15 protein-coding genes are annotated in these 23,841 nt (G+C 54.8%); 11 read left to right on the top strand and 4 right to left on the bottom strand.

The genetic code is table 11. From position 1 onward, the window contains the following. Window positions 1-282: 282 nt before the first annotated feature. Window positions 283-2,988 (bottom strand): hypothetical protein, encoded by a 2,706-nt coding sequence (locus SH248x_RS20250; RefSeq protein ID WP_459556143.1) that lies wholly within the window; start codon window positions 2,986-2,988, stop codon window positions 283-285. A 373-nt stretch (window positions 2,989-3,361) separates the two neighbouring features. Here SH248x_RS20250 and SH248x_RS20245 point away from each other — a divergent pair, with 373 nt between their 5' ends. Beyond that, window positions 3,362-4,156: a sugar phosphate isomerase/epimerase family protein gene (locus SH248x_RS20245; RefSeq protein WP_459556142.1), complete on the top strand. Its 795-nt coding sequence runs from the start codon at window positions 3,362-3,364 to the stop codon at window positions 4,154-4,156. A gap of 72 nt (window positions 4,157-4,228) precedes the next feature. On the opposite strand, the gene SH248x_RS20240 is transcribed toward SH248x_RS20245, so the two are convergent. After that, window positions 4,229-5,230: a hypothetical protein gene (locus tag SH248x_RS20240; protein WP_459556141.1), complete on the bottom strand. Its 1,002-nt coding sequence runs from the start codon at window positions 5,228-5,230 to the stop codon at window positions 4,229-4,231. A 244-nt stretch (window positions 5,231-5,474) separates the two neighbouring features. Between SH248x_RS20240 and uvrA the strand changes: the two genes are divergently transcribed. From uvrA to SH248x_RS20225, 3 genes are all read left to right on the top strand, one after another. Beyond that, window positions 5,475-12,386 (top strand): excinuclease ABC subunit UvrA, encoded by a 6,912-nt coding sequence (gene uvrA, locus SH248x_RS20235; RefSeq protein ID WP_459556140.1) that lies wholly within the window; start codon window positions 5,475-5,477, stop codon window positions 12,384-12,386. A 193-nt stretch (window positions 12,387-12,579) separates the two neighbouring features. Then, complete coding sequence (locus SH248x_RS20230; protein ID WP_459556139.1) at window positions 12,580-13,092, top strand: hypothetical protein; 513 nt, start codon at window positions 12,580-12,582, stop codon at window positions 13,090-13,092. Window positions 13,093-13,250: 158 nt separating this feature from the next. Beyond that, on the top strand, window positions 13,251-14,345 hold the full coding sequence (locus tag SH248x_RS20225; RefSeq protein WP_459556138.1) for an AI-2E family transporter: 1,095 nt from the start codon (window positions 13,251-13,253) through the stop codon (window positions 14,343-14,345). Here the strand turns inward: SH248x_RS20225 and SH248x_RS20220 are convergent. Next, the gene (locus SH248x_RS20220) at window positions 14,332-14,862 is read right to left on the bottom strand and encodes an NUDIX hydrolase (protein ID WP_459556137.1); all 531 of its coding nucleotides are present in this window, start codon (window positions 14,860-14,862) and stop codon (window positions 14,332-14,334) included. The genes SH248x_RS20225 and SH248x_RS20220 overlap by 14 nt on opposite strands. A gap of 274 nt (window positions 14,863-15,136) precedes the next feature. Here SH248x_RS20220 and SH248x_RS20215 point away from each other — a divergent pair, with 274 nt between their 5' ends. Further along, entirely contained in the window at window positions 15,137-16,222 is a 1,086-nt protein-coding gene (locus SH248x_RS20215) for a DUF1559 family PulG-like putative transporter (protein ID WP_459556136.1), read from the top strand. 92 nt (window positions 16,223-16,314) lie between these two features. Here SH248x_RS20215 and SH248x_RS20210 read toward each other — a convergent pair whose 3' ends face one another. Next, on the bottom strand, window positions 16,315-17,646 hold the full coding sequence (locus SH248x_RS20210) for an HD-GYP domain-containing protein (protein ID WP_459556135.1): 1,332 nt from the start codon (window positions 17,644-17,646) through the stop codon (window positions 16,315-16,317). A gap of 309 nt (window positions 17,647-17,955) precedes the next feature. On the opposite strand from SH248x_RS20210, the gene SH248x_RS20205 reads away from it, so the two are divergent. From SH248x_RS20205 to bioA, 6 genes are all read left to right on the top strand, one after another. Continuing rightward, window positions 17,956-18,744, top strand: coding sequence for a GntR family transcriptional regulator (locus SH248x_RS20205; RefSeq protein ID WP_459556134.1), 789 nt, complete (start codon window positions 17,956-17,958; stop codon window positions 18,742-18,744). Window positions 18,745-18,761: 17 nt separating this feature from the next. Then, window positions 18,762-19,919 carry a Gfo/Idh/MocA family protein gene (locus SH248x_RS20200; RefSeq protein WP_459556133.1) on the top strand — a complete coding sequence of 386 codons (1,158 nt, stop codon included), beginning with the start codon at window positions 18,762-18,764 and terminating at the stop codon, window positions 19,917-19,919. 54 nt (window positions 19,920-19,973) lie between these two features. Continuing rightward, window positions 19,974-20,885: a sugar phosphate isomerase/epimerase family protein gene (locus tag SH248x_RS20195; RefSeq protein ID WP_459556132.1), complete on the top strand. Its 912-nt coding sequence runs from the start codon at window positions 19,974-19,976 to the stop codon at window positions 20,883-20,885. 93 nt (window positions 20,886-20,978) lie between these two features. Further along, window positions 20,979-21,710 carry a 2-deoxyribose-5-phosphate aldolase gene (deoC, locus tag SH248x_RS20190; RefSeq protein ID WP_459556131.1) on the top strand — a complete coding sequence of 244 codons (732 nt, stop codon included), beginning with the start codon at window positions 20,979-20,981 and terminating at the stop codon, window positions 21,708-21,710. A 260-nt stretch (window positions 21,711-21,970) separates the two neighbouring features. Next, window positions 21,971-22,312 carry a DMT family protein gene (locus tag SH248x_RS20185; protein WP_459556130.1) on the top strand — a complete coding sequence of 114 codons (342 nt, stop codon included), beginning with the start codon at window positions 21,971-21,973 and terminating at the stop codon, window positions 22,310-22,312. Between the two features lie 91 nt (window positions 22,313-22,403). After that, window positions 22,404-23,759 carry an aminotransferase family protein gene (gene bioA / locus SH248x_RS20180; protein WP_459556129.1) on the top strand — a complete coding sequence of 452 codons (1,356 nt, stop codon included), beginning with the start codon at window positions 22,404-22,406 and terminating at the stop codon, window positions 23,757-23,759. Window positions 23,760-23,841 lie beyond the last annotated feature (82 nt).

The raw sequence follows: 23,841 nt of genomic DNA, 5'->3' as shown, positions 1-23,841 counted from the left end.
GTGCATCAATCAATTCTGATGCGTCTTTTTCGAGGAGTCAATTGTTGATCTCGCTGACGAGGTGTGATCCTGGGAATTGGCAGAATGCGGGCAAAGCGGGATTGACGGGGTGGGAAGGCGGAGGCGGAATTTGTCGTGAGGTGAGAAGGAGTTGGTGGAATTGAACGCGACAGTCAATTCGCAGAGATCCCTCATCCGACCTCGAAGACTCGGCCACCTTCTCCCCGGGGGAGAAGGAACTTAAAACCGCTCCCCGGGGGAGAAGGAATGAGAACGGGGAGACTAGCGGGTGGAAATTTGGTCGGGGGTCCAGGTGTAGTTGAGCATGCGGCGGCCGTCGACCTGTTCGGCTCGGAGTTTGAAAGTGAAGTCGGTCAGGCTGCCGGGGTCGTCGACGATGAATGTCTTCTTGATGGACTGGCCGCCGTCGAGTTTGGTGACGCTTTTGTATTGTCGACGGCGTCCACGAACATCGAGGGAACAGCGGAAGTCGAGCAGCTCCGCGGGGGACGTGTTGTTGAAGATGGTCTGTTCGACGATGAGTTGATTGTTGTTGGCGTCTGGGATCACTTCGACGGAGATCTCGACGTCACCCATGCCGATTTCGTAGTCACGGTAAACCGTGAAGGCGAGCTGGCCGTCTTCCATTTCGAATTCGATGGGGATCAGGCGTTTCCCCAGAGAGGTCGAAGCAGGGAGCTTGATGGTGAAGGGCGTCCGGAATTCTTCGCCACGAGCCAGTCCCATGCGGAAGACTTTGGGATCGACATCCCATTCCTTGGGAGGCTTGAAGTTGAGAACACCTGAGGTGCCTGTCGAGAATGTATTTCGGCCGACGATTGCGTCCTGATGATAGGCTGTGGAACTGGGGATCTGGCCTTTTTCAAACTTGACGGACATCATGAAACGGACGAGTGCCTCCGAGACATTCGTCAGGATCTGCGGATGAGCAGTGACCGGAATTCGCTGGCCGATCCGTTTCACAAGAGGAAGGTTGGTTCGCTGGCCCCAGATGGTGGTGAGTTGGACATCTTCGCCGAGGTACATTTCTTCGATGAGGGGGGCTTCCTCGGTCGAGCTGGGATTCCAGATAACCAAGGTGGCCTGTCCCTGCCGAGCGAAGATGTAATTGATACTGCCATTTGGAAATTGAATCGAGCCGAGATAGTCAGATCCACGCAGCGCCAGGGCGATCGTTCGCCAGGGGATGAAGAGTTCGGTCGGAGAGCCATCTTCTCGCAGGAGTCCGGTTTCCGGATCGAAGATATCGGTCATGAAGATCTTTTCCGCACCACCGACTTTCGCTGCGATCATGCGTTTGACGAGATCCGATGCCCGAGCTTCCATCAGCTTCGGAGGAGTCGACTGGAGGGGAGTGGGAGTCAGGTGGACCCAGCGTTCGAAGCCGTGACCTTCGGTCGATTGGAGTTTGTCGCTGAGCTGCTCTGGATTGAGTCCCTGTTGACTGTTGAGGGCGAGAAAGAACTCGTTTGCTCGTTCGGATGTCGGGATGGGTTGCTGCCAGTCCCAGGAGACGCCGATGTTGGTATCGCGTCCGATGCGATCGAACTCTGCTTTGATGTTCGATAAGGTCACCATCATGTCGCTGCGTCCCATGAAGGATTTATCGGTATCGTCGCCGAGCTGCCAGATGCGGACATTGCCGGAGTATTTCGCCATGACATCATCGATGGAATACTTCCAGAACGGGATTGGCATGGTGAAGATGTTACTCACGCCTTCCCAGTCAGACGGGAATTTGTTGCGGAGTTCCATGGGTGGATGATTGAGTAACCCGACGGTGCTAATGCCTTTTTCTTCCAGGCCGGTCAAGACACTACCGAGGAACATCTGTTTGTTGGAATCGTGCTGGTCTGCTCGATCCCACATGGGGTACTTGATCCAGTTGATCCCGGATTCAACCATAATCGAAACGAAGTCGGCGGCTTCGAGTTCGTCAGCACCATGGGGAACGGCTAGACCGAACTCGCCCTGCAGGCTGGCTGTCTTGACGAGGTCAAGAACGACGAAGGACGTCTCCTTGCGCATGATGACCTGGCCTTCCCGCTGGAGTTGCGAGGAGACTCGATAAAAGCCGGGGGGCTGAGAGGGGATGTCCCAGGCGATCGCTTTTTGAAGCAGAGCGGCTTTGTCTTCCTCGAGTTTGCGGTTCGGCTTGAGCAGCAGAGTCCGACGGGCAATCAGCCTGCCGTTGACGTCATGAGCTTTGAGAAAAAGCTGATAGACGTAGTGATCGTTTTGGGTGCCGGAATCAAGACCCGTGACGTGAGCGTTGACGCTGATCGGGGTGTCTGTTTGTCGAAAGTGAGTTGTGAAATTGCTTTCGAGGAAGAAGCGGGGAAGCTTGCCCAGCCAGATATCATCGACCCAGGCCGTCCCTTTGATGTCCATTTTATCGGAGTGAACCAGATGGACGCCAATGACAGCAAAGCGGACACCATCCATGGGGGTGATCGGCCCGACCTGAATGGTCTGCCAGTCGTCGGAACTGCCGGAGACAGGTTTGCTCAAGGTTCGCTGGATCCGCTCGCGACGATCGTTGAGGAATGAAAGCGAAATCATGATTGCGTCGTTATGCAGGTCTTTACAGAAGACGCGAGACTGGAAGACGTAAGAATGGAGGTCATCAATGCGGATCGGTGGAGAGTAATAGACGGCCATCCCGCCGTTAGCCTGGATGCGAAGTGACTGCAAGCCGGTCGCGGCACGGTCGTAGTCGATCTTCATCTTGATGTAACTGGGGAATTCGTCGCCTTCGCGGCGCAGCCATTCGTCGGGCTGCTGGTCGTAGTCCTGGTCGTCGTCTTCCTCGAAGCCATACGATTTGACGAGCATGGCCCCTTTGAACGGGTTGTACTCGACGGTTGCTTCTTCCACGACCTGTCCATCCGGCACAACCGTCACATCGACCGCAAACGCCGCGATCGGAGCGAGCAGGATCAGGAGGTAAGCAATGAGGAATCGCATAAGGTGGAGGATCGTAGAACTTTCTTGGGGGGAATTGTCCCCTGTGGTTTGATGGAGACATGGGAAGCTGTTTAGTGCCTATGCCCCACCCTCATCCGCCCGTTGGGCACCTTCTCCCCTCAAGGGAGAAGGGACGGGGTTGGGGGCTCAATTCACTTCGCAGAGTCCCTCATCCGTCAGCGAAGCGCTGCCACCTTCTCCCAGGGGGAGAAGGAACTTAAGACCGTTGTTCGAGGGAGTTGGAACATCGGCTTCTAAATGTGATCGACCAATACTGCGAGACTACTCACCCTCGTAGCGATCGTGCATAATGAACGGTTTGTAACGGTTCCGCAGAGCCATTTCGTCTTGACCCTCGACTTAAGCCAACACCATGTTTTCTCTTGCCACTCGCCAGCTTGCTCCCGACGTCCGCCAGGGACTTGATATTGTTGCAACGATCAAAGCCGAGGGGCTGATGGTAAGCGGCGTGCAGTTGGAATTGCGGAAGGAACTTGATTTTGACGTTGTCTCCGAGACGGGACTGCGTCAGCTGAATCTGCTGATCAAGGATCGCGGGCTGAAGGTCGCGGCGGGGGTTCTGGCGACACGGTATTCGCTCGTTGAGCCAGATAAGATCGACCAGCGAGTCGATGCGGTGAAGCGCGGGATGGAAGTGCTGGGGAAGCTGAGAGCGAGTCAGTTGATCTGCCGATTGGGAAAGGTGCCGGCTGAAAAGGACGGGCGACCTTACGAGAAGCTGTTTGAGATCGTGACGGATATTGCCGCGTGGGGGAATCGGTTCGGGGTCTCGTTGTGCTTGAGCACGTCGTTTCAGGAACTCGATCGGACACTGGAATTTGTTGACTCGATCAAGTCAGGACCGGTGACGATCGATTTCGATCCCCTCTCGGTCTTGAAAGCGGGGCGGGATGTGAATGAGACCCTGCGAACCGCCCTCCCCTTCCTGGGACATGCGACGTTGCAGGATGCCATCCGCGAGCGCGAAGGGGATTACCAGTCCGCTCCGATCGGCGAAGGGGAAGTCGAATGGCTGATGCTGACGGCCGTCTTACAAGGAGCGCCGACGCCGGTGTGGAAGACGATCTGGGTGACGAGTGAGGATGATCCGCTGAAAGAAGTCATCACGGGGTTGCAGCGGTTGAAGCCGTTTTTGGGGTTTGAATAGAACCGCAGAGAAATGCGGGTGAACGAGACGAGAGATGGATAGTCAATCGATAAGCAGTGAGCGGGAAAGCGGCTATCGAAACTCGTGTGGGTGTAAGTTGTAGCGATTCTGAAGAGCTTCATCGAGAACTTTCAGGTCAAGAGAAAGTCGACGGTCAGGACGCCAGAAGGTCTGCTCGCGAACTTCCTTGATAACCTTGGAATTACCTTGCGCGATTATTTCGATCAGTACCGCGAGTGCGTCATCTGTTCTCAAAGTTAACAAGGTGGTGATGCCGCCCGAATGTCCATCTCGCGCAAGAGGAACGACGTGAGGAAAATAAACTGGCAACGTCAGCTTTGAAAAATCAGCATACTGCTCGCTACGGTCGCTGAAGGTCGAGTATGAACGGCGTGGTAAATCCTTCATTTCGTTGACCAGACGCCGAGCATCGTGTTCGTCCGGTTCCCGGACATGAAGATCGATTGTGGCGACCGGTGCCAGCGGGAATAAAGGCATCGTATTTGATTGTTCAATCTCAGAGCTGTCTTTGCGGTCAAATTCACGATAGACAGATATCGTCCATGCTCCTGCAGTAAGGGCTCGAAACTCAAGCAACGGTATGGAAAGCCAATACTCATCTCCGTTCTGAAGTGAGGGGAATGCGACGAAGGCACTCTGGATCATTCTATTGAACTTCACCAGCTGCTCTTTGGGATCGATGGCCAACTGACCCTTTTCATTGACGGCCTCGATACGAAATCGACGTGGGCGGCCGATGCCGAAGTAATCGTCCCCAAAGACTGTCTGCAGAGGATAAGAACTGTGATTCACAACCCGCCAGTGAAGCAGGATGTTCTCGCCGACATACCAATGCGTCTTATCAACTTCGATCAAGACTTCGAGTTCTGTGGCTGCATCCCGCAAGAGGCGTCTGCCGAATTCGAATGAGTCGTTCGTCCAGATAAGGTGATCATTTGGATTGCGGAAAATGGCGTTCAATGGGGTGGGAGTCAGGTTTAATGAGAGGTCATTGCCAGCATATAAAATGTTTGGGAGGGAGAGCACGATAGTGAGTGAGAGAATGGCCTGCATGAAAGTCTCCGGAAAATGAAGACGGAAGTGTAAATGGAAACAGCCGGCTGTGGCAATTGCAGGTTTGGCCAGACATCAAGAGGGAAGATGCACTTCCTGTCGGGCGCGGCTCCGAAGGGGAACCAAACGGACTACTGTACAGAAAATGTTCGGTCCGATAGTCGCCAGTGCAGGGGGTGTCTACAATAGACCACGCTGCGCCGGATGAGTTCGTGGCGTTTCCCCCAATGCAGAAAAAGGCTTCATGGCTTCTCAGGACATTATCATCAAAGGTGCCCGCGAACATAATTTGCAGGGTGTCAACTTAACGCTGAAACGCAACCAATTGATCTGTCTGACCGGGGTTTCGGGGTCGGGGAAGTCGTCGCTGGCGTTTGATACGTTGTATGCCGAGGGGCAGCGTCGGTATGTCGAGTCGCTGTCGAGTTATGCCCGCCAGTTTCTGGGACAGTTGCCCAAGCCGAATGTGGAGATCATTTCCGGGCTGGCGCCTTGTATCGCGATTGAGCAGAAGGTCGCAGGGCGGAATCCTCGTTCGACGGTCGGGACGCTGACGGAAGTTTACGATTATCTGCGCGTCCTCTATGCGCGGGTCGGGCAGGGATATTGTTATGTGTCGGGGCTGCCGATTCGGGCGCAGACGGTTGACCAGATCATTGAGAGCATTTCCAAACTGCCCGAGGGGACCCGTTATCAGATTCTCGCGCCGATCGTGCAGAATCAGAAAGGGGAGTTTCGGGATCTGTTTGAAGACCTGTTGAAGAAAGGCTTCCTGCGGGCCCGGGTCGATGGAGAGATCTATAACCTGAGCGAGCCGCCGCTGCTCAAGAAGCATTTCAAGCACAACATTGAAGTGGTCGTCGATCGACTCGTCGCGGGGAAAGGGGTTCGCAATCGACTGGCAGAGGCCATTGAAAATGCAATCCGGCTGACAGATGGAATGCTGCTCGTGGTGACGGAGTCGCCCGCTGGAGAGGCACTGGCACAGCCAGTGGCACCCGATCAAGAGGAAGATGCACGGGCAGGAATACCTGTGTCAGCGGGGCGAAAGAAGAGACGGACAGGAATGTCCGTGCCACAGGAAGAGCCGGATGAAGCCACTTCTTCCCTAAGCCCTATGCCCCAATCCCTAAGCCCTACGACCGAACGCCTCTACTCCACCAAGTACGCCTGCCCCGAATCGGGGATGAGCTACGAGCCTCCCTCGCCGCAGTTGTTCAGCTTCAACAGTCCCATCGGGATGTGCCCCGACTGTCAGGGGCTTGGGGCGCGGACGGAATTTCTGCCTGAGTTGCTGGTGACCGATGAGACGAAGTCGATTCAGAAAGGGGCGATGGATCTTCTGGGGGTGTGGAAGGACATCGGGAAGTGGCGACGACATATTTATGACGGAGGAGCGACGGCGATTGAGGCGGACCTGGGGCTCAAGGCGGGGACGGTCTTGAAAGAGGCCTGGAAGGATGTGCCGAAGAAGGCGCAGGAGCTGTTTCTGTACGGGACGGGATCGCGTCACGTGACGTTCAGCTGGCGGACACGCGGGGGGATGTGGAAGCATGGCGGGCCGTATGAGGGGATTATTCCCGAGCTGAATAAAGCCTATGGATCTGCAAAGAATCCGATGCGACGTCGTCAGCTTGAGAAGTATATGTCGACGGGGCTCTGTTCGAGTTGTCAGGGAAGTCGGTTAAACAAGCAGGCTCAGAATGTCCGCTTGACGACGATGGATCAGGGGTTCATTCAGACGCATGGAAAATCGCAGTTGTCGCTGCCGGAGATTTGTGCGCTATCGACATTTGATGCGTGGCAGTTCTTTGGTTCGCTGGAGTTGGACCACTCGGGACGCATGATTGCTGAAGAGGCGCTCAAGGAGATTCGTGGGCGTCTGGGGTTTCTGCTGAATTGCGGGCTCGATTACCTGACGCTGAATCGATCAGCCCCGACGCTCTCGGGCGGCGAAGCACAGCGGATCAGGCTGGCGGGACAGATCGGGTGTGGGCTGGTCGGCGTGGTCTATATTCTCGATGAGCCTTCCATCGGTCTGCATCCGCGTGACAACACGATGCTGCTGCGGAGTCTGCAACAGTTGCGAGATCAGGGGAATACGGTCATCGTCGTCGAGCACGATGAAGAGACGATGGAGAACGCCGATTACCTTGTCGACTTCGGGCCAGGGCCGGGGGTGCGCGGCGGGTATATCGTTGCGGAGGGAACGCCAGCCGAGGTCAAAGCGAATCCGAAGAGCTTGACCGGGAAGTTTCTTTCGGGTGTCGAGAAGATTGAGGTGCCTGCAGAACGTCGCGGTCATAGCGATCTTCACCTGGAGATCAAAGGAGCGACGCATCACAATCTCAAGAATGTTAATGCGAAGATTCCGCTGGGACGATTCGTCTGTGTGACGGGGGTCTCGGGGTCTGGGAAGTCGTCGCTGATCAATGACATCTTGTGGCCGGTGCTGAATCGTGATTTGAACAAGGGGGAAGGAAACCCGGGAGCACACAAGTCGATTGTCGGGCTGGAGCATCTGGATAAAGCGATCGATATCGATCAATCACCCATCGGCCGGACGCCACGCTCGAACCCGGCGACGTATGTCAAAGTGTTCGATCTGATTCGTGATCTTTATACGCAACTCCCGGCGTCGAAGTTGCGTGGGTATCCGCCGGGGCGGTTCAGTTTCAACGTCGACGGCGGACGCTGCGAGCATTGCGAAGGGCATGGGGCGACGAAGCTGGAGATGGATTTTCTGGCGGATGTGTGGGTTTCTTGCCCGGTCTGTGGCGGGCATCGCTTTAACCATGAGACGCTGGAGATCAAGTTCAAAGAGAAGAGCATTGCCGAAGTCCTTGAGATGGACATTCAGCAGGCGCTGGAGCATTTCGAGAACGTCCCGAAAATTCGCAGGCTGGTGCAAACACTGCACGATGTCGGGCTGGATTATCTGAAGCTGGGGCAGCCTTCGCCGACACTTTCAGGAGGAGAGGCGCAGCGGATCAAGCTCGCGCGAGAACTCGGCAAGCGGTCGACCGGGAAGACGATTTATCTGCTGGATGAGCCGACGACAGGGCTGCACTTTGCGGATGTCAAAAAGCTGCTGGAGGTGTTGCATAACTTCGTCGAGCAGGGGAATACGGTGCTCGTTGTCGAGCATAATCTCGATGTGATTAAGACAGCGGACTGGGTGATTGACATCGGTCCCGAAGGGGGAGCAGGCGGCGGGACGATTGTCGCAGAGGGAACGCCGGAGGACATTGCGGCCAGTGAGATCAGTCATACCGGGAGGGCTTTGAGAACTGTCCTGGGTGACCGCATTGGCACTGGCATAGCCAGTGGCACCCAGACATCAGGCAAATCAGCTTTGACCGCAAAGAAAGGGAAGAAGACACAGACAGGAATGTCTGTGCCACTGAAGTCGCTTGCCAGAGCAACGAAGCCGGAGACAAGCGAGCCTGCCTCTGCTCGGTGGAATCTCGGCGAGACACAAGCCTACGATCCTTCCGTCATCACGATTCGCGGGGCCAAGCAGCATAATCTGCAGAATCTCGATCTAACGATTCCGCGTGAGAAGATGTCGGTTTTCTGTGGGCCGTCGGGATCGGGGAAGTCGTCGCTGGCGATGGATACGCTGTATGCCGAGGGGCAGCGTCGGTATGTCGAGTCGTTGTCGAGTTATGCCCGTCAGTTCCTGGGGCAGATGCCCAAGCCCGTCGTTGAGCACATTCATGGGCTCTCGCCCGCGATCGCGATTGAGCAGAAGACCGTTGGCAATTCCCCACGATCGACCGTCGGAACGGTCACCGAGATTTACGACTATCTTCGAATTCTCTACACGCGCCTGGGGACAATGTATTGCCCGGACTGCGATCTGCCGGTCATTCAGCATACGACCGATGAGATCGTCGATCGCATTCTGGAGGACTGCGACGGAAAGAAGATCCTGGTGCTGGCTCCGATTTCCAAGGCTCATCAGCAGGATGCAGAGAAGTTATTCCCGCGCCTGAAGGAGCAGGGCTTCCAGCGGGTTCGTTTGAATGGGAAGACGTACCAGATCGACGAGTTGCCGAAGCTGGACCGGAAAGCGAAAACGAAGCTGGAGATCGTGGTCGATCGTCTTAGTGTCACGCGAGCCATTCGAGGTCGTCTCAATGAATCGCTCGAAGTGGCACTCGAGTATGCTGAGGGCGAAGCCTGTGTCGCGGTGGCCGATGACAAGCTGGCTGAAGAGAAGTGGACGGTGCATCGCTATTCGCGCCACTTGAGTTGTCACAACTGCGGTCGCGGGTTTGAGACGCTGGTGCCGCAGAACTTTTCGTTCAACTCGCCGCTGGGATGGTGTCCGAGTTGTCAGGGGATCGGCACCCAGGAAGGAACATCACAGGCGGCTCTCATTGGTGATCAGGAACGAAGTCTTGCAGACGGTGCGATCATTGCCTGGCCGATGATGAAGCCGGGGACGCTATTCACGCGGATGACGCAAGTCATGGCGGCTGACCTGGGGATTCCACTCGATGTGCCATTTCGTGAACTGACGCCGACCCAGCAGCGGGTTTTGTTGTACGGGGATGAGCAGCAGTGGTTCCAGTTGCCGGAATTTTCGTTCCAGTATAAGGGTCTTTACCCGGCGATCTACGAGGCGTCGCGGGTTTCGTTTGTCTGGCGTCAGAAGCTGGCGGAGATGATCGGGCAGCAGACCTGTTCGAGCTGCCATGGGGCGAGGATCCGCGAAGAATCCGCAGCCGTTCGGTTCGACGGACTGACGATGGCACAACTGACGCAGCTGCCTCTCGAAAAGACGCTCGGCAAGTTCAATGCCCTTAAGATGAACAAGGAGCAGAAGAAGATTGCCGGGGAACTGATGGACGAAGTGAAGGGGCGTCTGAAGTTCCTCGTCGAAGTGGGCCTGGAATACCTGACACTGGACCGCGGAATGCCGACGCTCTCGGGCGGGGAGTCGCAGCGGATTCGGTTGGCGGGCCAGCTGGGGCGTAGTCTCACGGGGGTTCTCTATGTTCTCGATGAGCCAACGATCGGACTGCACCCTCGCGATAATCACAAGCTGATCGGTGCACTCAATCAACTTCGCGACATTGGCAACACGGTCATTCTGGTCGAACACGACCAGGATATTCTCACTGCAGCCGACCAGTTATATGACTTCGGTCCAGGGTCAGGGCGTTATGGTGGAGCCATCGTGACCCAAGGGACGCCGAAGGAAGTCACGAATAATAAGACATCGCTGACAGGGAATTACCTGGCCGGGCGGGAACAGATTCCGGTACCGACGAATCGTCGGATGGGGAGTGTGTTGTCGCAGGGTGAGGTGGAAGCGGTCATCGAAACGAAAGGGAAAAAGAAATCGAAGAAGACACAGACAAGAATGTCTGTGCCACCACAAGAAAAAGTATCAACCGGCGTTTCCATCTTTGAGACATCGACTCTACGGCCGGATCAATTTCCGGTGACACCCAAGGGAGTGTGGCTGGAGTTGATTGGGGCTCGTCACAACAACCTGCGGAATGTCGATCTGCGGATTCCGTTGGGGACGTTAACCTGTATCACAGGGGTCTCGGGGTCTGGCAAGTCGTCGTTGATTCAGGATACGCTGGCGACAGGGATTCAGCGTCGACTGAGGCAGTTGAGTGAAGGCTATGGAGCGTTCGATGAGCTTAAGGGGCTTGGTTCAATCGATAAGCTGATCGTGGTTGACCAGAAGCCGTTGGGGACGACGCCTGCCTCGAACCCGGCGACGTACGTCGGGCTGTTCGACGAGATTCGCGAGCTGTTCAGCATTCTGCCGGAAGCGAAGATGCGCGGGTTCAAGCCGGGGCGGTTCAGTTTCAATCGCCCGGGGGGACGCTGCGAAGACTGCGAAGGGATGGGGCAGAAATGTATCGAGATGCACTTCCTGCCGGATGTCTGGATCGAGTGTTCGACCTGTCGCGGGAAGCGTTACAACCAGGAGACACTGGCGATCAAGTTTCAGGGACGTTCGATCTCGGATGTTCTCAACATGCCGATCAGCGAAGCGCTCAAGCTGTTTGATTCGATTCCCAAACTGCGGGCACCGCTGAAGATTCTCGATGAAATCGGCCTGGGGTATCTGACGCTGGGACAGTCAGCTGCGACTCTCTCGGGTGGCGAAGCACAGCGGATCAAACTGGCAGCAGAACTCTCGCGTTCCAACTACGGCAAGACGATTTATCTGCTGGATGAGCCGACGACAGGGCTGCACATCAATGACATTTCAAAACTATTGAAGGTGCTCAACAGCCTCGTTGATCTGGGGAACACGGTTGTCGTCATTGAGCACAATCTGGATGTCGTCAAGACGGCCGACTGGGTGGTCGATGTCGGCCCGGAAGCTGGAGCAGGCGGCGGCTATATCGTGGCCCAAGGGACGCCGGAGGATCTGGTGCAGTATGCGCATGAGTACGCAGCCGATCCCAAGGGACACCATCGCTCCTACACGGCTGATCTGCTCGTACCGTTCATTGAAAAGGGGACGCGCGAAGAAGCGGAGTCTCTCGACCTGAAAGCGATCACGAAGAAACGGAGTGAGGATCGCGACTTCCGCGATATTGCCAAAGAGCAGAAATCTCCCTGGCAGGTCGATGGCAGGAAATGGCATACCCGGGATCGTCTGTCGTACAACAGCAAGTCGGTCCACTGGGATGGGTCTGCTTTGGAATTTGTTGTTGATCTGTTGAGTGAGTATGAAGAGCTCGCTGAGACGAACTGGAATCATCAGTCGGTCGTCGAAGTGAAAAGCCACGGCAAGGAAGGAACCTGGTTCCTGCATGCCCACACGGCTCACGAGTGGCTGCTGAAGTTGTACTTCCGCGTGAAGAAGGGGACGTACACGACCGAGCAACTGGTCAAGAAATTCCCCTGGGAAACTCTCAACGACATCGAGGAGATCCAGGCGTATTCGGGTGAGCCTCGCGTCCAGGTGCCATCGCGCAAGGGCCCTTGGCAGGAAGTCCTCTTTGCTGTGTATAAGAAAGAAGAGATCGACACGCCAGAGTTTCGGAAGTTCCTCGATGAGATGGTGAAAAACTATCTGGCAGAAAATGACCAGCAGATGCAGGGGTCGGAACTCGAGCGGGTCAAACAGGATCTCAAGAAGAAGGTTTCACGGAAAGTGAAAGCAGCCGAGTAAGTTCAAGCCATCTGCAGAATAGCCACCGAGGACACAGAGATCACAGAGAGAATGAAGAAGAAAGAGTTCTGAGCAACTCCTTTTCACTTCTTATCTCTGAGCTCTCTGTGAACTCTGTGGCGAATCTTGCTTGTGATTTAGTAAAATCTCATTTGAAGATTCGCAAAACATCCTTTGAAGATTGGCCTGCACGATGTCCCGCTTTGCTTTGATGATGTCTCGGTTTCTGGTGACTTCCTGGGTTGGTGCCGCCGGGATCTTTATCTGGGTGACGGTCATGCTGGCGATCAGTCCGGATCTGGATTCGATTGCGAAAGACAAAGTGGCGCTCATTCGCTTTCCGATCATCTATCAGTTCAGCTTTTATGTCCTCGTACCAGCGTATGTTTTTCACCTCATCAGTTTTCGCGCCATGCGACCCTGTTTCACGCGCTGGGTGATCGCTGCGTTTACAATTCCCTTTCTGGTGATGCTCGGGACAGTCGATTATTTCAACGTCTATCTGCCGATTGCAGACATGATTGATCCGCCAGGTATGGTCCGTCCGATGCAGTTTCATGATTATCATGACGCCAGCGAGCGAATGGGCGGAATGATGTTCGTGCTCGGGCTGTTGACCGCATTGATGTTGAACTGGCCGGTGAAGGCCGGGTGCGCAACCCACCTGAACGGTCCTGATGAGGAATATGTTCCTGGAAACGGTTAACGGACGTTCTGGCATGGCGAGTGCATTATCGTGTTTTACACCAAAGGAAGCGGCAGCTCTTTGAGAAGCGAGAGGAATTGCTCGCCATCGTGACATTCTGAACGCCCGTCGTTCAGGCGTCTGCTGATGGGTTGCCGCATCATTAATGATCGTCAACCATGATCGTCAACGGAGATCAGCCAGCGATGTTTTCACGTGCAGAACCAGTCCGGCCGCTATGGGTCGTTTTGTTTGTCATGCTCATTATGGCAGCGACCGGGGTTTTGAAATTGACCCTGACGTTCCTGCTGCTCACCTTCGGTAGTATTCTCTTCGGCGTCTTTCTACACGGCCTTGGCAAGTGGTTAAGTGAACTGACCGGGTGGTCTTATCGAACGGCTTCGATCGTCGTCTTGCTGACGTTACTTGTCACGATTTTCGGCGGAGCCTATCTGATGGGGGCCAGAGTCGTCGATCAACTCTCGACGCTGTGGTCGCAGATCGAAACCTCTTTCGCCAAGCTCGAAGAATGGGTCTCCGGTTACGAATGGGCTCGGGAATATATTCCGAAAAAGGACCAGATGAAGGACATGGTTCAGAACGAAAAGATGGCTTCCTGGCTCGCCAGCGGAGCATCTCGCATTGGTTCGACAATGGGGCAGTTCGGAACGATCATCGGTGGCGGGATTCTGATGTTTGTGGTCGGAGCCTATCTGGCGCTGGAGTCAAAAATCTATCGAGATGGCATGGTGAAGTTACTTCCCAAAGAGCGCCGCGCGAAAGGTGGCGAAGTCATCTCCCGGTTGAACGAGACATTGACCAACTGGATTCGCGGTCAGCTGATTTCGATGTCGATCATCGGTGTTTCGACCATGATCGGTTTGTGGCTGATGGGGGTTCCGATGGCAATTACGCTGGGAGTGATCGCGGCGCTGTGCACCTTCATTCCCAACGTCGGCCCGTTCCTGGCAGCGATTCCCCAATCGCTCGTTGCCGTGCAACTGGGCGGGATGGCGGTTGTGTATGTCATCATCTTCAATGTTGCGCTGCAGACGTTTGAATCGTATCTCATAACCCCTGTCGTACAAAAACAGCAGGCGAACCTCCCTCCTGCGATGACGATCATGTTTCAGTTGCTGATGACACTTTATTTCGGAATCCTGGGCGGACTGCTCGGAGCGCCGCTGCTAGCAGTGCTGATCGTGCTGGTACAGGCACTGTACGTGGAAGAACTGGAAAAAGAGCCTGACACTGGTGTCGTTATGAATGTTTAGTTTTCTGAAAAAACTCAAGAGCCTTACGATTCGAGACAAACGCCATCTTCTTGAGTGTCGCGGGCGTCAGCTTTCGGTACTTGTAGCTCGCGACTTCACTTGCATCCAACTGTAGATCATCCAAGGAGTCGATGTGGCAGACGAAGAACGTGTCGCAGACCGGGAGTTCGTTGCCCTTGTAGACATACACATTGGGAAATGAGCACAGATACTCCGGCTTGACGGCGGTGAGATTCAATTCTTCCAGCGTCTCACGGAGAACGGCTTCTTCGAGTTTCTCACCCACGTCGACGAAGCCGCCAGGGAGGCCGTACAGACCTTTGCCAGGATCTTTGGCGCGTTCGAGCAGCAAGACGCGTCCCTGGTCGTCGGCGACGATGGCGGCGACCGCAGTCGTGGGGCCGAAGAAGAACGTGAAGTCGCAGCGGTGGCATTGAAACGGATTCACGCCCGTTTTCTTCGCTTTGGCTTTGCAGACCGGGCAATAAACAAAGGCTGATGCGATGGGTTGTGACATAGCTGTGTCGAAATCTGCTCTCAAGAAAAATTCAAAATGGACGAGGCTCCCTGCGTACTGTCATAACAGCATCGCTAGGCAAGGAAAAATGAGCAGCCCCCTATTGTATTAAGTTTGTGTGAATTCCAGACGGAGCCTGTAACGAGGATACGGTCGAACGCGGCATATCCTGCGAATGGCCTCGCTGCGTGCGGGCTGCCAACAACGTAGAGTTTCCTCGCTGGATTCATTTTCCCAGCAACATGTTTGCAAAGGCATTGCGGAGTTCAAATTCATGCTCAAACGCTCAACATCCGGGTTCACGCTGATCGAATTGCTTGTGGTGATCGCCATCATCGCGGTCCTCGTCGCCATTCTCCTGCCAGCCGTCCAACAGGCACGAGAGGCTGCCCGACGCTCCTCCTGCAAGAACAACTTCAAGCAGTATGGAATCGCTCTTCACAACTATCATGATGTCTTCAATAAATTCCCCCCGTTTACCGGTGGCGATGTCAACGGCTCGTTGAACTTCCGCACCTCGGGAATTGTCATGCTCCTGCCTTACATGGAGCAGACCGCTGCCTACGATGAAATCATGGCTTTGACGGGAAACAATCGACGCCCATGGACCAACATCTCACCATGGAATCGAAGATTTTCAATATTCGAGTGTCCAAGTGATGCAGGTCAAACCGGCGTTCTTCCAGCTGATATGCGGGGCAAAAGAAACTATGTCTTCTGCGGCGGCGACAGCGAGTCCGGGAATGATTTTGATCGTCAGCGCCCCCTGGTCAGTCGTGGAATGTTTGGCTTCGTCGCGACGAATGGCTTCAGCGACATCACCGACGGAACCAGCAATACGATCGCCATGTCAGAAATCATTGCTCCCACTTCGACCAATGGACCGGGACTGGTTGCGATGACATTCCTGCCTGCGGGAAGTATTAGTCCGGCATCTTGTAATGCACTTTGGGACTACGGTTCAAAAACGTACCGCATGCCAAGTGGTGCCGATATCGGCAACGGTGGTCATCGCGCCTATCGCTGGGGTGATGGCGCCGCTCTCTTTTCCACCTTTTCGACGGCACTGGCTCCAAACACTTCGAGTTGCTACACCCGCAACTCAACCAGCCACACGGGCTTTGGAATCTTCAACGCTGGTAGCCTTCACAAAGGCGGAGTTCAGGTTCTCATGGGGGACGGAGCCGTCCGCTTTATCAGCGACAATATCGATACTGGCAACCAGAGTGCCATCCTGCCCGTCGCAGGATTTATCAACGGCAACACACCGCTGACCAGCCCGTCTTCCGAACAAAGCCCCTACGGCGTCTGGGGTGCTCTCGGTACGCGAGCCAGTGGCGAAGTCCTCGGCGAGTTCTAAATCAAAGTTTGATTTTGAACGACTGAAAAAGAAGAAGACGGTGGTTGAGCAATGTTCAACCACCGTCTTTTATCATTCAAGTATCGGCAAATTCAGACCACTTCATTACTGCCAGGCGTCGGCAACGCCTGGACCACCGTCAGTTCAGAGCTAGCCAGATCGATGATGTTATCGAGATTATCTGAAGGCAGTGGATTGCCATCGACATCATTGACTCGCAGCACGATAGGCTTCGAGTAGTCTTCACGTCGCCCTCGAATGACCTGGGCGATCGAGCCATCGCTGAGTTGAACGTAACTGCCAATCGGAAACAGCGACAGCACTCGCAACAATGCTCGTACGGCATCCGAATCAACCGAACGTTCGCCAACCATGTGAATCAGCCGAGACATCGCCGAGTATTTTGTATATGGTGCGCGATACGGGCGAGGATTGATCAGCGCGTTGTAAATATCCGCGACCTGGATTATTCGGGCAAACGGGTGAATGTTCACGCCACGTCGACCACGGGGGTAACCCGTTCCATTGAATCGCTCATGCACCTGATAGGCGATGATCGAGGTGATGCGCGGCAGGGAGCTGGCGTGCTGAATCATCTCGAGGGAGTAGATGGGGTGCCTCATGATTTCCAGACGCTCGATATCGTTGAGCGCTCGTGGGGCATTGATCAGGTTCTGATCAACCTTCGCCATCCCCCAGTCATGCACCAGGCCTGTGATACCGATCAGGCGGACGCTTTGTTCGTCGTATTCCATTTCGATTCCGATCGCCATCGACAACAACGATGTCTCGATCGAACCTGACACGAGATCCGGCGACTCGGAACCATGGGATTTATTCGACGATGGTCTTGAACTCAATGTGCAGTCAATATCGTTGTACATCTCGTCGAGATAGCCATCCGCCATTCCTTCGACCGAAATGTCCGATTCCTGCCCATGCAGAACACTTGTCATTAATGACGTCAGCAGCTTGCCGTTCTTATTGTGCTTGTCTTGCAGGCGTTGACGCTGCTGCTGGTCGTAGGTCGTTTTCCCATTGTTCCTGACTGACTGACTGACAGCAGGTCCGTTGGAAATATCCGGAACAAGACCGCTATCGATCAAGGCATCCAGCTTGCGTGTCAGTTCCGTATCGAAACTGATCCCACGCGCTGGTGTCGAAGTGCTGGAGGTGGAACGAATCGTCAGGACAGAGGCATCATCCGGAGCGACTTCAACGGAATCAATCCCACGCTGTTTTAAGTGACGCTTGATTTCGACGGTGATCGGCGTGTTGCGAGCCAGGAGCAACACGCCCTGTTTATTGACGATCGGTGCTTTGATCTGTCGACCGACAATCAAATCGTCGACGCGAATACTGACTGCGCCATCATCGGGAACCTTACTCGACTTCAGTGTCGGTGATTTCGTTGCGGCCGTCATGACCAAATCATTCTATCGAAGAGGACAAGACAGGTGTCTTTATAGTTATCTCTATCAAGGTTGTGTCGGCTTTTTACTCCCATAATCATTATGGGCACGAATCAATTTCAGATGAAATTTTCAGATCGCTTGTCGGGTATTCATCTGACACTTATTGCATGCCATGATCCGAAAGTGAGGATTTTTCCGCTCGGGACTCGAATAAGACCCTGCAGGCTGCATAAAACTTCGCCCGGTAACTTGATTGACAATAACTGCCGAACAGTGGTAACGTGGCTTAGCCACTTTGTGGGACGAAAGAACTCTCGCATGACTCCCCTTGTCCGAACGCCGCTGTACAAACAACTCTACGAGGAGTTACGCGCGCTCGCCGACAAGTCCGAGTACGCAACCGGCTCGAAGTTCCTGACGGAACGCGAAATCGGCATACGCTATGGGGTCAGCCGGGCGACGTCGAACAAAGCCCTTGCCTCACTCGTCTCGGAGGGCGTGCTTGAATTTCGCAAAGGTATCGGCACTTTTGTGAAGCCGAAGCGTCTGGCGTATCAGCTTGATCGCCTGATCAGTTTCACAGAAAAAGCAACCAGCGCCGGTCAGCGACCTTCGACGCAGGTACTCACGTTGAAGTCCGTTCGTGCGACTCTCCTCGACCAGGAGACTCTCCATCGACTCAGGCTCGGAACAAACGACGAGGCCTGGTATCTCGAACGACTTCGACTCGCGGACGATCGCCCCGTGATTCTCGAACGGCGTTACATCGTCAAATCCTTGTGTCCAAAATTGACACGGTCCAAGGTACAGGGGTCTCTCTATCGTCTTTGGACCGACGAATACCAGCTGACCATTATTGGTGCCGATGAATCGATCCGAGCCGTTAATTTGACACAGGAAGCAGCATCTCTTTTGAAAGTCGATTCCGGCCAGGCTGGTTTGCTGGTCCGGGCGACTGGCTACTTAAAAAATGACGCCCCTCTCTGGAGTGAAGAGACTCTCTATCGCGGAGATTCTTATGAGTTCCAGAATCGACTGGGAGGACTGGATCATCCCGGACCAGCGATTGGCCACCTCGTCAGAAATCACCATCCAGAACAAGAATGACCATCAGGATCTAAGACATGAAGACAATCGGCGTAGCGTTTATCGGAACAGGTTTCATGTGTACCACCCATGTCGAGGCATTGCGTCGAACGGGGATGACTCATGTTGTCGGCGTATTGGGGTCATCGCTGGAAAAGTCGAAAACGACCGCGGAGAAACTGGGGATTCCCAAAGCGTATGGGACCTATGAGGAAGTTCTTGCAGATCCGGACGTTCAATCGGTTCACATCGGAACGCCCAATCGCTGGCACTTCGAGATGGCCAAGCAGGCGTTAGAGGCGGGCAAGCATGTGATGTGCGAAAAGCCGTTGGCGATGACCTCGGAAGAGTCACGCGAACTCGTCGACCTCGCAAAGAAGCATTCCAGTCAGGCCACCGGCGTCAACTATAACATTCGCTTCTATCCGCTCTGTCAGGAAGCCAAAGAGCGAGTCCATCGCGGTGACTTCGGGAACGTCTTTCACATCACCGGCAGCTATGTTCAAGACTGGTTGCTCAAAGAAACGGACTATAACTGGCGCGTCAAATCGAGCGAAGGCGGCGAACTGCGTGCTATCTCTGATATCGGTACCCACTGGCTGGATTTGATCTCGTTCATTTCAGGTATGGAAGTCGAAGCCGTCTGTGCAGATCTGAAGATTGTGCATCCGACCAGACAGAAACCGGTCGGTGAAGTCGAGACCTTTCAGAGCAAATCACAGCAGGCGATGAAGACCGAGTCTGTTGACGTCACAACAGAAGATTTCGGGAGTGTGATGTTGCGATTCAAAGGCGGAGCGCGCGGAGTCATGCACGTCTCCCAAGTGACTGCGGGACGCAAAAATTGTCTGCGTTTCGAACTGGCGGGCGCAAAGCAATCCATGTCCTGGGACAGCGAACGGCCGAATGAGTTGTGGATTGGTCACCGTGAGACGGCCAACGAACTTCTGCTGAAAGATCCGTCGCTACTATCAGACCTTGCGCGTCGTTCAGCGGATTACCCTGGCGGACATAACGAGGGGTACGGGGACACGTTCAAGCATTGTTTCCGTGCGTTTTATCGAAGTATCGAGCAGGGCACGTTCGGCCCAGACAATGGTTATGCGACCTTTGAAGACGGTCACCGCGAGATTGTCTTGTGTGAAGCGATCTTGAAGAGCAGCCAGGAGGATCGTTGGGTGGCTGTTGAAAGCTGATGTTGTTTTAGTGTCCAACGTAAGCCTATTCCTTTTTCACCCTGGAGCATCCCCATGAAGCTTGGTTTCGTCACCGCCATTCTCCCCGAACAGACTTTGGAAGACGTCGTCAAGACAGCCTCAACCCTCGGCTATGACTGCATCGAAGTCATGTGCTGGCCCCCCGGAAAAGCTGAGCGACGTTATGCGGGGGTGACGCACATTGACGTCACTTCGTTCGAAGCCAACAAGATACAGGATCTGCTCAGCGAGCATGGCGTTTCCATCAGCGGCCTCGGCTACTATCCCAACCTCCTCTCCCCGGACGAAGCCGAAGGAAAAGCCGCCTTTGAGCATCTGAAGAAAATCATCCACGCAGCAGCGAAGCTGAAAGTCGGAGTCGTTAACACATTCGCCGGGCGAAATCCCAAACTCTCTATTGATGAGAACTGGCCCAAGTTCCTGAAGGTCTTCAAGCCGCTGATCAAGCTGGCGGAAGATAAGGGGATCAAGATCGGCATCGAGAACTGCCCGATGCTCTTTACCAAAGATGAATGGCCGGGCGGAAAGAATCTCGCGATCAGTCCGGTCATCTGGCGCCGCATGTTCGATGCGATTCCCAGTGAGAACTTCGGGCTGAATTATGATCCCTCCCACCTCGCCTGGATGCAGATGGACCCGATCCATCCCATCTTCGAATTCGCGTCACGCTTCGTTCACGTTCACGCTAAAGACATCCGCCTCGACCGTTTCAAGTTCAACGAACTCGGCCCCCTGGCCCATCCCAACGAATACCACCACCCGAAGCTCCCCGGCATGGGCGAGATCGAATGGGGCAAATTCTTCTCCGTCCTGGGAGATGCCGGTTATCGAGGTCCCGTCTGCGTCGAAGTGGAAGACCGCGTCTACGAAGGCTCGCTGGAACGCCGCCAACTGGCACTCACGCAATGTCACACCTACCTGCGGAACTTCATGCCGAAGATGTGATGCAGCAGCCTTCTGTCATGAGGAAAGGCCCTGGAAATTCTCTTCGTTTTACCTCATGACTCAAACCTCATGACCTTTTGAAAGCCCTCACCCATGACCAGCGCACCCTATACCTATCTCGATATTGCCAAGATGATCGATCATTCGCTGCTCAATCCCACGCTGACGGTCAGTGACCTCGAAGCCGGGATTGATCTGTCGCTGGCTTACGATGCCGCGAGTGTCTGTATTCTGCCGTATTACCTCAAGCGTTGTGCAGAGCGTCTGAAAGGAAGCAACGTCAAAGCCTCCACAACAATTGGCTTCCCTCATGGTGGCCACACCACCGCGATCAAGAAACTTGAAGCTCAGCGTGCTGTCGACGATGGCTGCGAAGAGTTGGACATGGTCGTCAACATCTCCAAAGTCCTCAGCGGCGATTGGCAGTATGTCCAAGACGATATTGCTGTTGTCATCAATGTCGCCCATGCGGCTGGACAAAAAGTCAAAGTGATCTTCGAGAACGCCTACCTCAACGATGCTCAGAAGATCAAGCTGTGTGAAATCTGTAGTGAGTTGAACGCCGACTGGGTGAAAACCTCCACTGGCTACGCCCCGACAGGCGCAACCAACGAAGACCTGAACCTCATGCGAAAACACTCCGCCCCCAGCGTCCAGGTCAAAGCCGCTGGCGGCGTGCGCGATCTCGACAAACTCCTAGAAGTCCGCTCCCTCGGCGTCACCCGCTGCGGCGCCAGCCGGACGAAGGACATGCTGGACGAAGGCCGCAAACGCCTCGGCCTGCCAGCAATCAACGCCAAGGATGTCAGTAAGGGTGGATATTAATGTTCCTTCTCCCTTGAGGTGGAAGCAAGGAGTTCGCTCTCGCCGAGAAGGCGAGAGTGAACGACGCGGTAGTCTCCTCAGGAACGGTGCCCGCAGGGCGGATGAGGGTGGGGCATAGGCACTAACTCGCTTCCATCTCGCATTCCCCGCGAGGCAAAGCCCCCCCGCCGCGTTGCCGCATCCTTCCTCGCAAACTATGATCAGACCGGCGTTGAAGAACTGTTCTTCAACGCCGTTTTTCATGGCCGGAGGGAGTCGGAATGTCGCCGTGGTTGCTGTGTATTATCGGACTGTTGTTGAGCAACATTTTCATGACCTTTGCCTGGTACGGGCACCTCAAAAGTCTGGCAGAAAAACCCTGGTACATCGCCGCGTTCATCAGTTGGGGGATCGCCTTGTTCGAATACCTGCTGCAGGTCCCCGCCAACCGGGCCGGGCATCAGGTCTTCAGTGTCGCCCAGCTGAAAATCATGCAGGAAGTGATCACGCTGGTGGTCTTTGTGCCGTTTGCGATCCTCTATCTGCAGGAGAAGCCGACGTGGAACTATCTGTATGCCGGCATTTGTATGATAGGTGCCGTTTATTTTATGTTTCGGAAGTAATGGCGCGTTAGCAACTTCGCAGAGTTCCCTCATCCGTCAGCGAAGCGCTGACACCTTCTCCCCGAGGGAGAAGGACATTAAGAATCTTCTCATGACTCACGACTCACGACTCACGACCACCCGCTCCCCCGTCTGGCATCCCTTCACGCAGATGCAAGTCTTCGTCGATGAAAATCCACCGGTGATTGTCGCCGGGGAGGGATTCGATCTCATTGACGATCATGCCAACCGCTATCTCGACGGCGTCTCGTCCCTGTGGTGCAACGTGTTCGGACATCGGGTCCCCGAAATCGACAACGCCATTAAACGACAGATTGACCGCATCTCTCACACGACCCTGCTCGGGCTGCAAAGTGATGTCAGTATCGAACTGGCTCAAAAGCTGGTGTCGGTGACCCCGGAAGGGCTCAACCATGTCTTCTATTCCGATGCCGGCGCCACCTCCGTTGAAGCCGCTCTCAAGATCGCCATTCAGTATCACGCACAGAAGGAGCGTCCTGAAAAGCGTCACATGTTCGTCCGACTGTCCGATGCCTATCACGGAGACACCATCGGCTCAGTCAGTGTCGGCCGCATGGAGACCTTTCACCATTTCTACGCACCACTGCTGTTCGAGACCATCAGCGTGCCGAGTCCGGGGCTTTCGCCTCTTCCAGAGAATGTGTCACGCGAAGATTATTATCAGGACTGCTTGAAGCAACTCGAACAAGCTGTTCATCAGCACAACGAGAAAATCGCAGCCGTCATTGTTGAGCCGATCGTGCAAGGGGCAGCAGGGGTCTTCATTCATCCCCCGGGCTTTCTGACGAAAGTTCGTGAACTGACAACGCAACACGGCATCCTGCTGATCGCCGATGAAGTCGCCGTCGGCTTCGGGAAGACAGGAACCCTCTTCGCCTGCCAGCAGGAGAACGTCACGCCCGATATTCTCTGCCTGGCCAAAGGACTCACCGGCGGTTACCTCCCCCTCGCCGCGACATTGACCACCAGCGAAATCTACGACGCCTTCCTCGGCCCTCCTTCAGCCCGTCGCACCTTCTTCCACGGCCACACCTTCACCGGTAACCCCCTTGGCTGCGCCGCCGCCATCGCGACTCTCGACCTGTTCGCCACTCGACCTGTCCTCGAACAAGTCGCAGCCAGCGAACGAATCCTGCATGACAAACTCAGCCCCCTCAACGGCCACCCCAACGTCCGCGAGATCCGCCAGAAAGGGATCATGGTTGGGATCGATATCGTCAAAAGCAAAGCCACCGGGGAACTCTTCGATCCGTCCCTGCGCCAGGAGCATGCCATCGTCCGCGAAGCGAGAAAACGCGGCGTGATCATTCGCGCACTCGGCAATGTCCTCTTTCTCATGCCCGCAGTCGCCATGCCTTCGGACCTGGTCAGACACCTGGCTGAAGTAACGGTTGAGAGCTTTACGCATGTCATGCGGGACAATTAACCCAGCGAATTCAACGTCTGAGACAGTTCTATCGGTTGACGAACATTCTCATTGCCCCGGCCGTCAAGTGTGCCGATAATTC

This window comes from Lacunimicrobium album (assembly GCF_052161635.1).
Classification (GTDB): domain Bacteria; phylum Planctomycetota; class Planctomycetia; order Planctomycetales; family Planctomycetaceae; genus SXPC01.
This window is presented reverse-complemented; position numbering and strand designations above follow the sequence as displayed.

What these genes read in the sequence shown, in the direction of transcription:
- SH248x_RS20210 (WP_459556135.1), bottom strand. Translation starts at nt 17,646, where the DNA reads ATGACGGCCGCAACGAAATCACCGACACTGAAGTCGAGTAAGGTTCCC.
- bioA (WP_459556129.1), top strand. Translation starts at nt 22,404, where the DNA reads ATGACTCACGACTCACGACTCACGACCACCCGCTCCCCCGTCTGGCAT.
- SH248x_RS20200 (WP_459556133.1), top strand. Translation starts at nt 18,762, where the DNA reads ATGAAGACAATCGGCGTAGCGTTTATCGGAACAGGTTTCATGTGTACC.
- uvrA (WP_459556140.1), top strand. Translation starts at nt 5,475, where the DNA reads ATGGCTTCTCAGGACATTATCATCAAAGGTGCCCGCGAACATAATTTG.
- deoC (WP_459556131.1), top strand. Translation starts at nt 20,979, where the DNA reads ATGACCAGCGCACCCTATACCTATCTCGATATTGCCAAGATGATCGAT.
- SH248x_RS20195 (WP_459556132.1), top strand. Translation starts at nt 19,974, where the DNA reads ATGAAGCTTGGTTTCGTCACCGCCATTCTCCCCGAACAGACTTTGGAA.
- SH248x_RS20220 (WP_459556137.1), bottom strand. Translation starts at nt 14,862, where the DNA reads ATGTCACAACCCATCGCATCAGCCTTTGTTTATTGCCCGGTCTGCAAA.
- SH248x_RS20205 (WP_459556134.1), top strand. Translation starts at nt 17,956, where the DNA reads ATGACTCCCCTTGTCCGAACGCCGCTGTACAAACAACTCTACGAGGAG.
- SH248x_RS20240 (WP_459556141.1), bottom strand. Translation starts at nt 5,230, where the DNA reads ATGCAGGCCATTCTCTCACTCACTATCGTGCTCTCCCTCCCAAACATT.
- SH248x_RS20230 (WP_459556139.1), top strand. Translation starts at nt 12,580, where the DNA reads ATGTCCCGCTTTGCTTTGATGATGTCTCGGTTTCTGGTGACTTCCTGG.
- SH248x_RS20250 (WP_459556143.1), bottom strand. Translation starts at nt 2,988, where the DNA reads ATGCGATTCCTCATTGCTTACCTCCTGATCCTGCTCGCTCCGATCGCG.
- SH248x_RS20215 (WP_459556136.1), top strand. Translation starts at nt 15,137, where the DNA reads ATGCTCAAACGCTCAACATCCGGGTTCACGCTGATCGAATTGCTTGTG.
- SH248x_RS20185 (WP_459556130.1), top strand. Translation starts at nt 21,971, where the DNA reads ATGTCGCCGTGGTTGCTGTGTATTATCGGACTGTTGTTGAGCAACATT.
- SH248x_RS20245 (WP_459556142.1), top strand. Translation starts at nt 3,362, where the DNA reads ATGTTTTCTCTTGCCACTCGCCAGCTTGCTCCCGACGTCCGCCAGGGA.
- SH248x_RS20225 (WP_459556138.1), top strand. Translation starts at nt 13,251, where the DNA reads ATGATCGTCAACGGAGATCAGCCAGCGATGTTTTCACGTGCAGAACCA.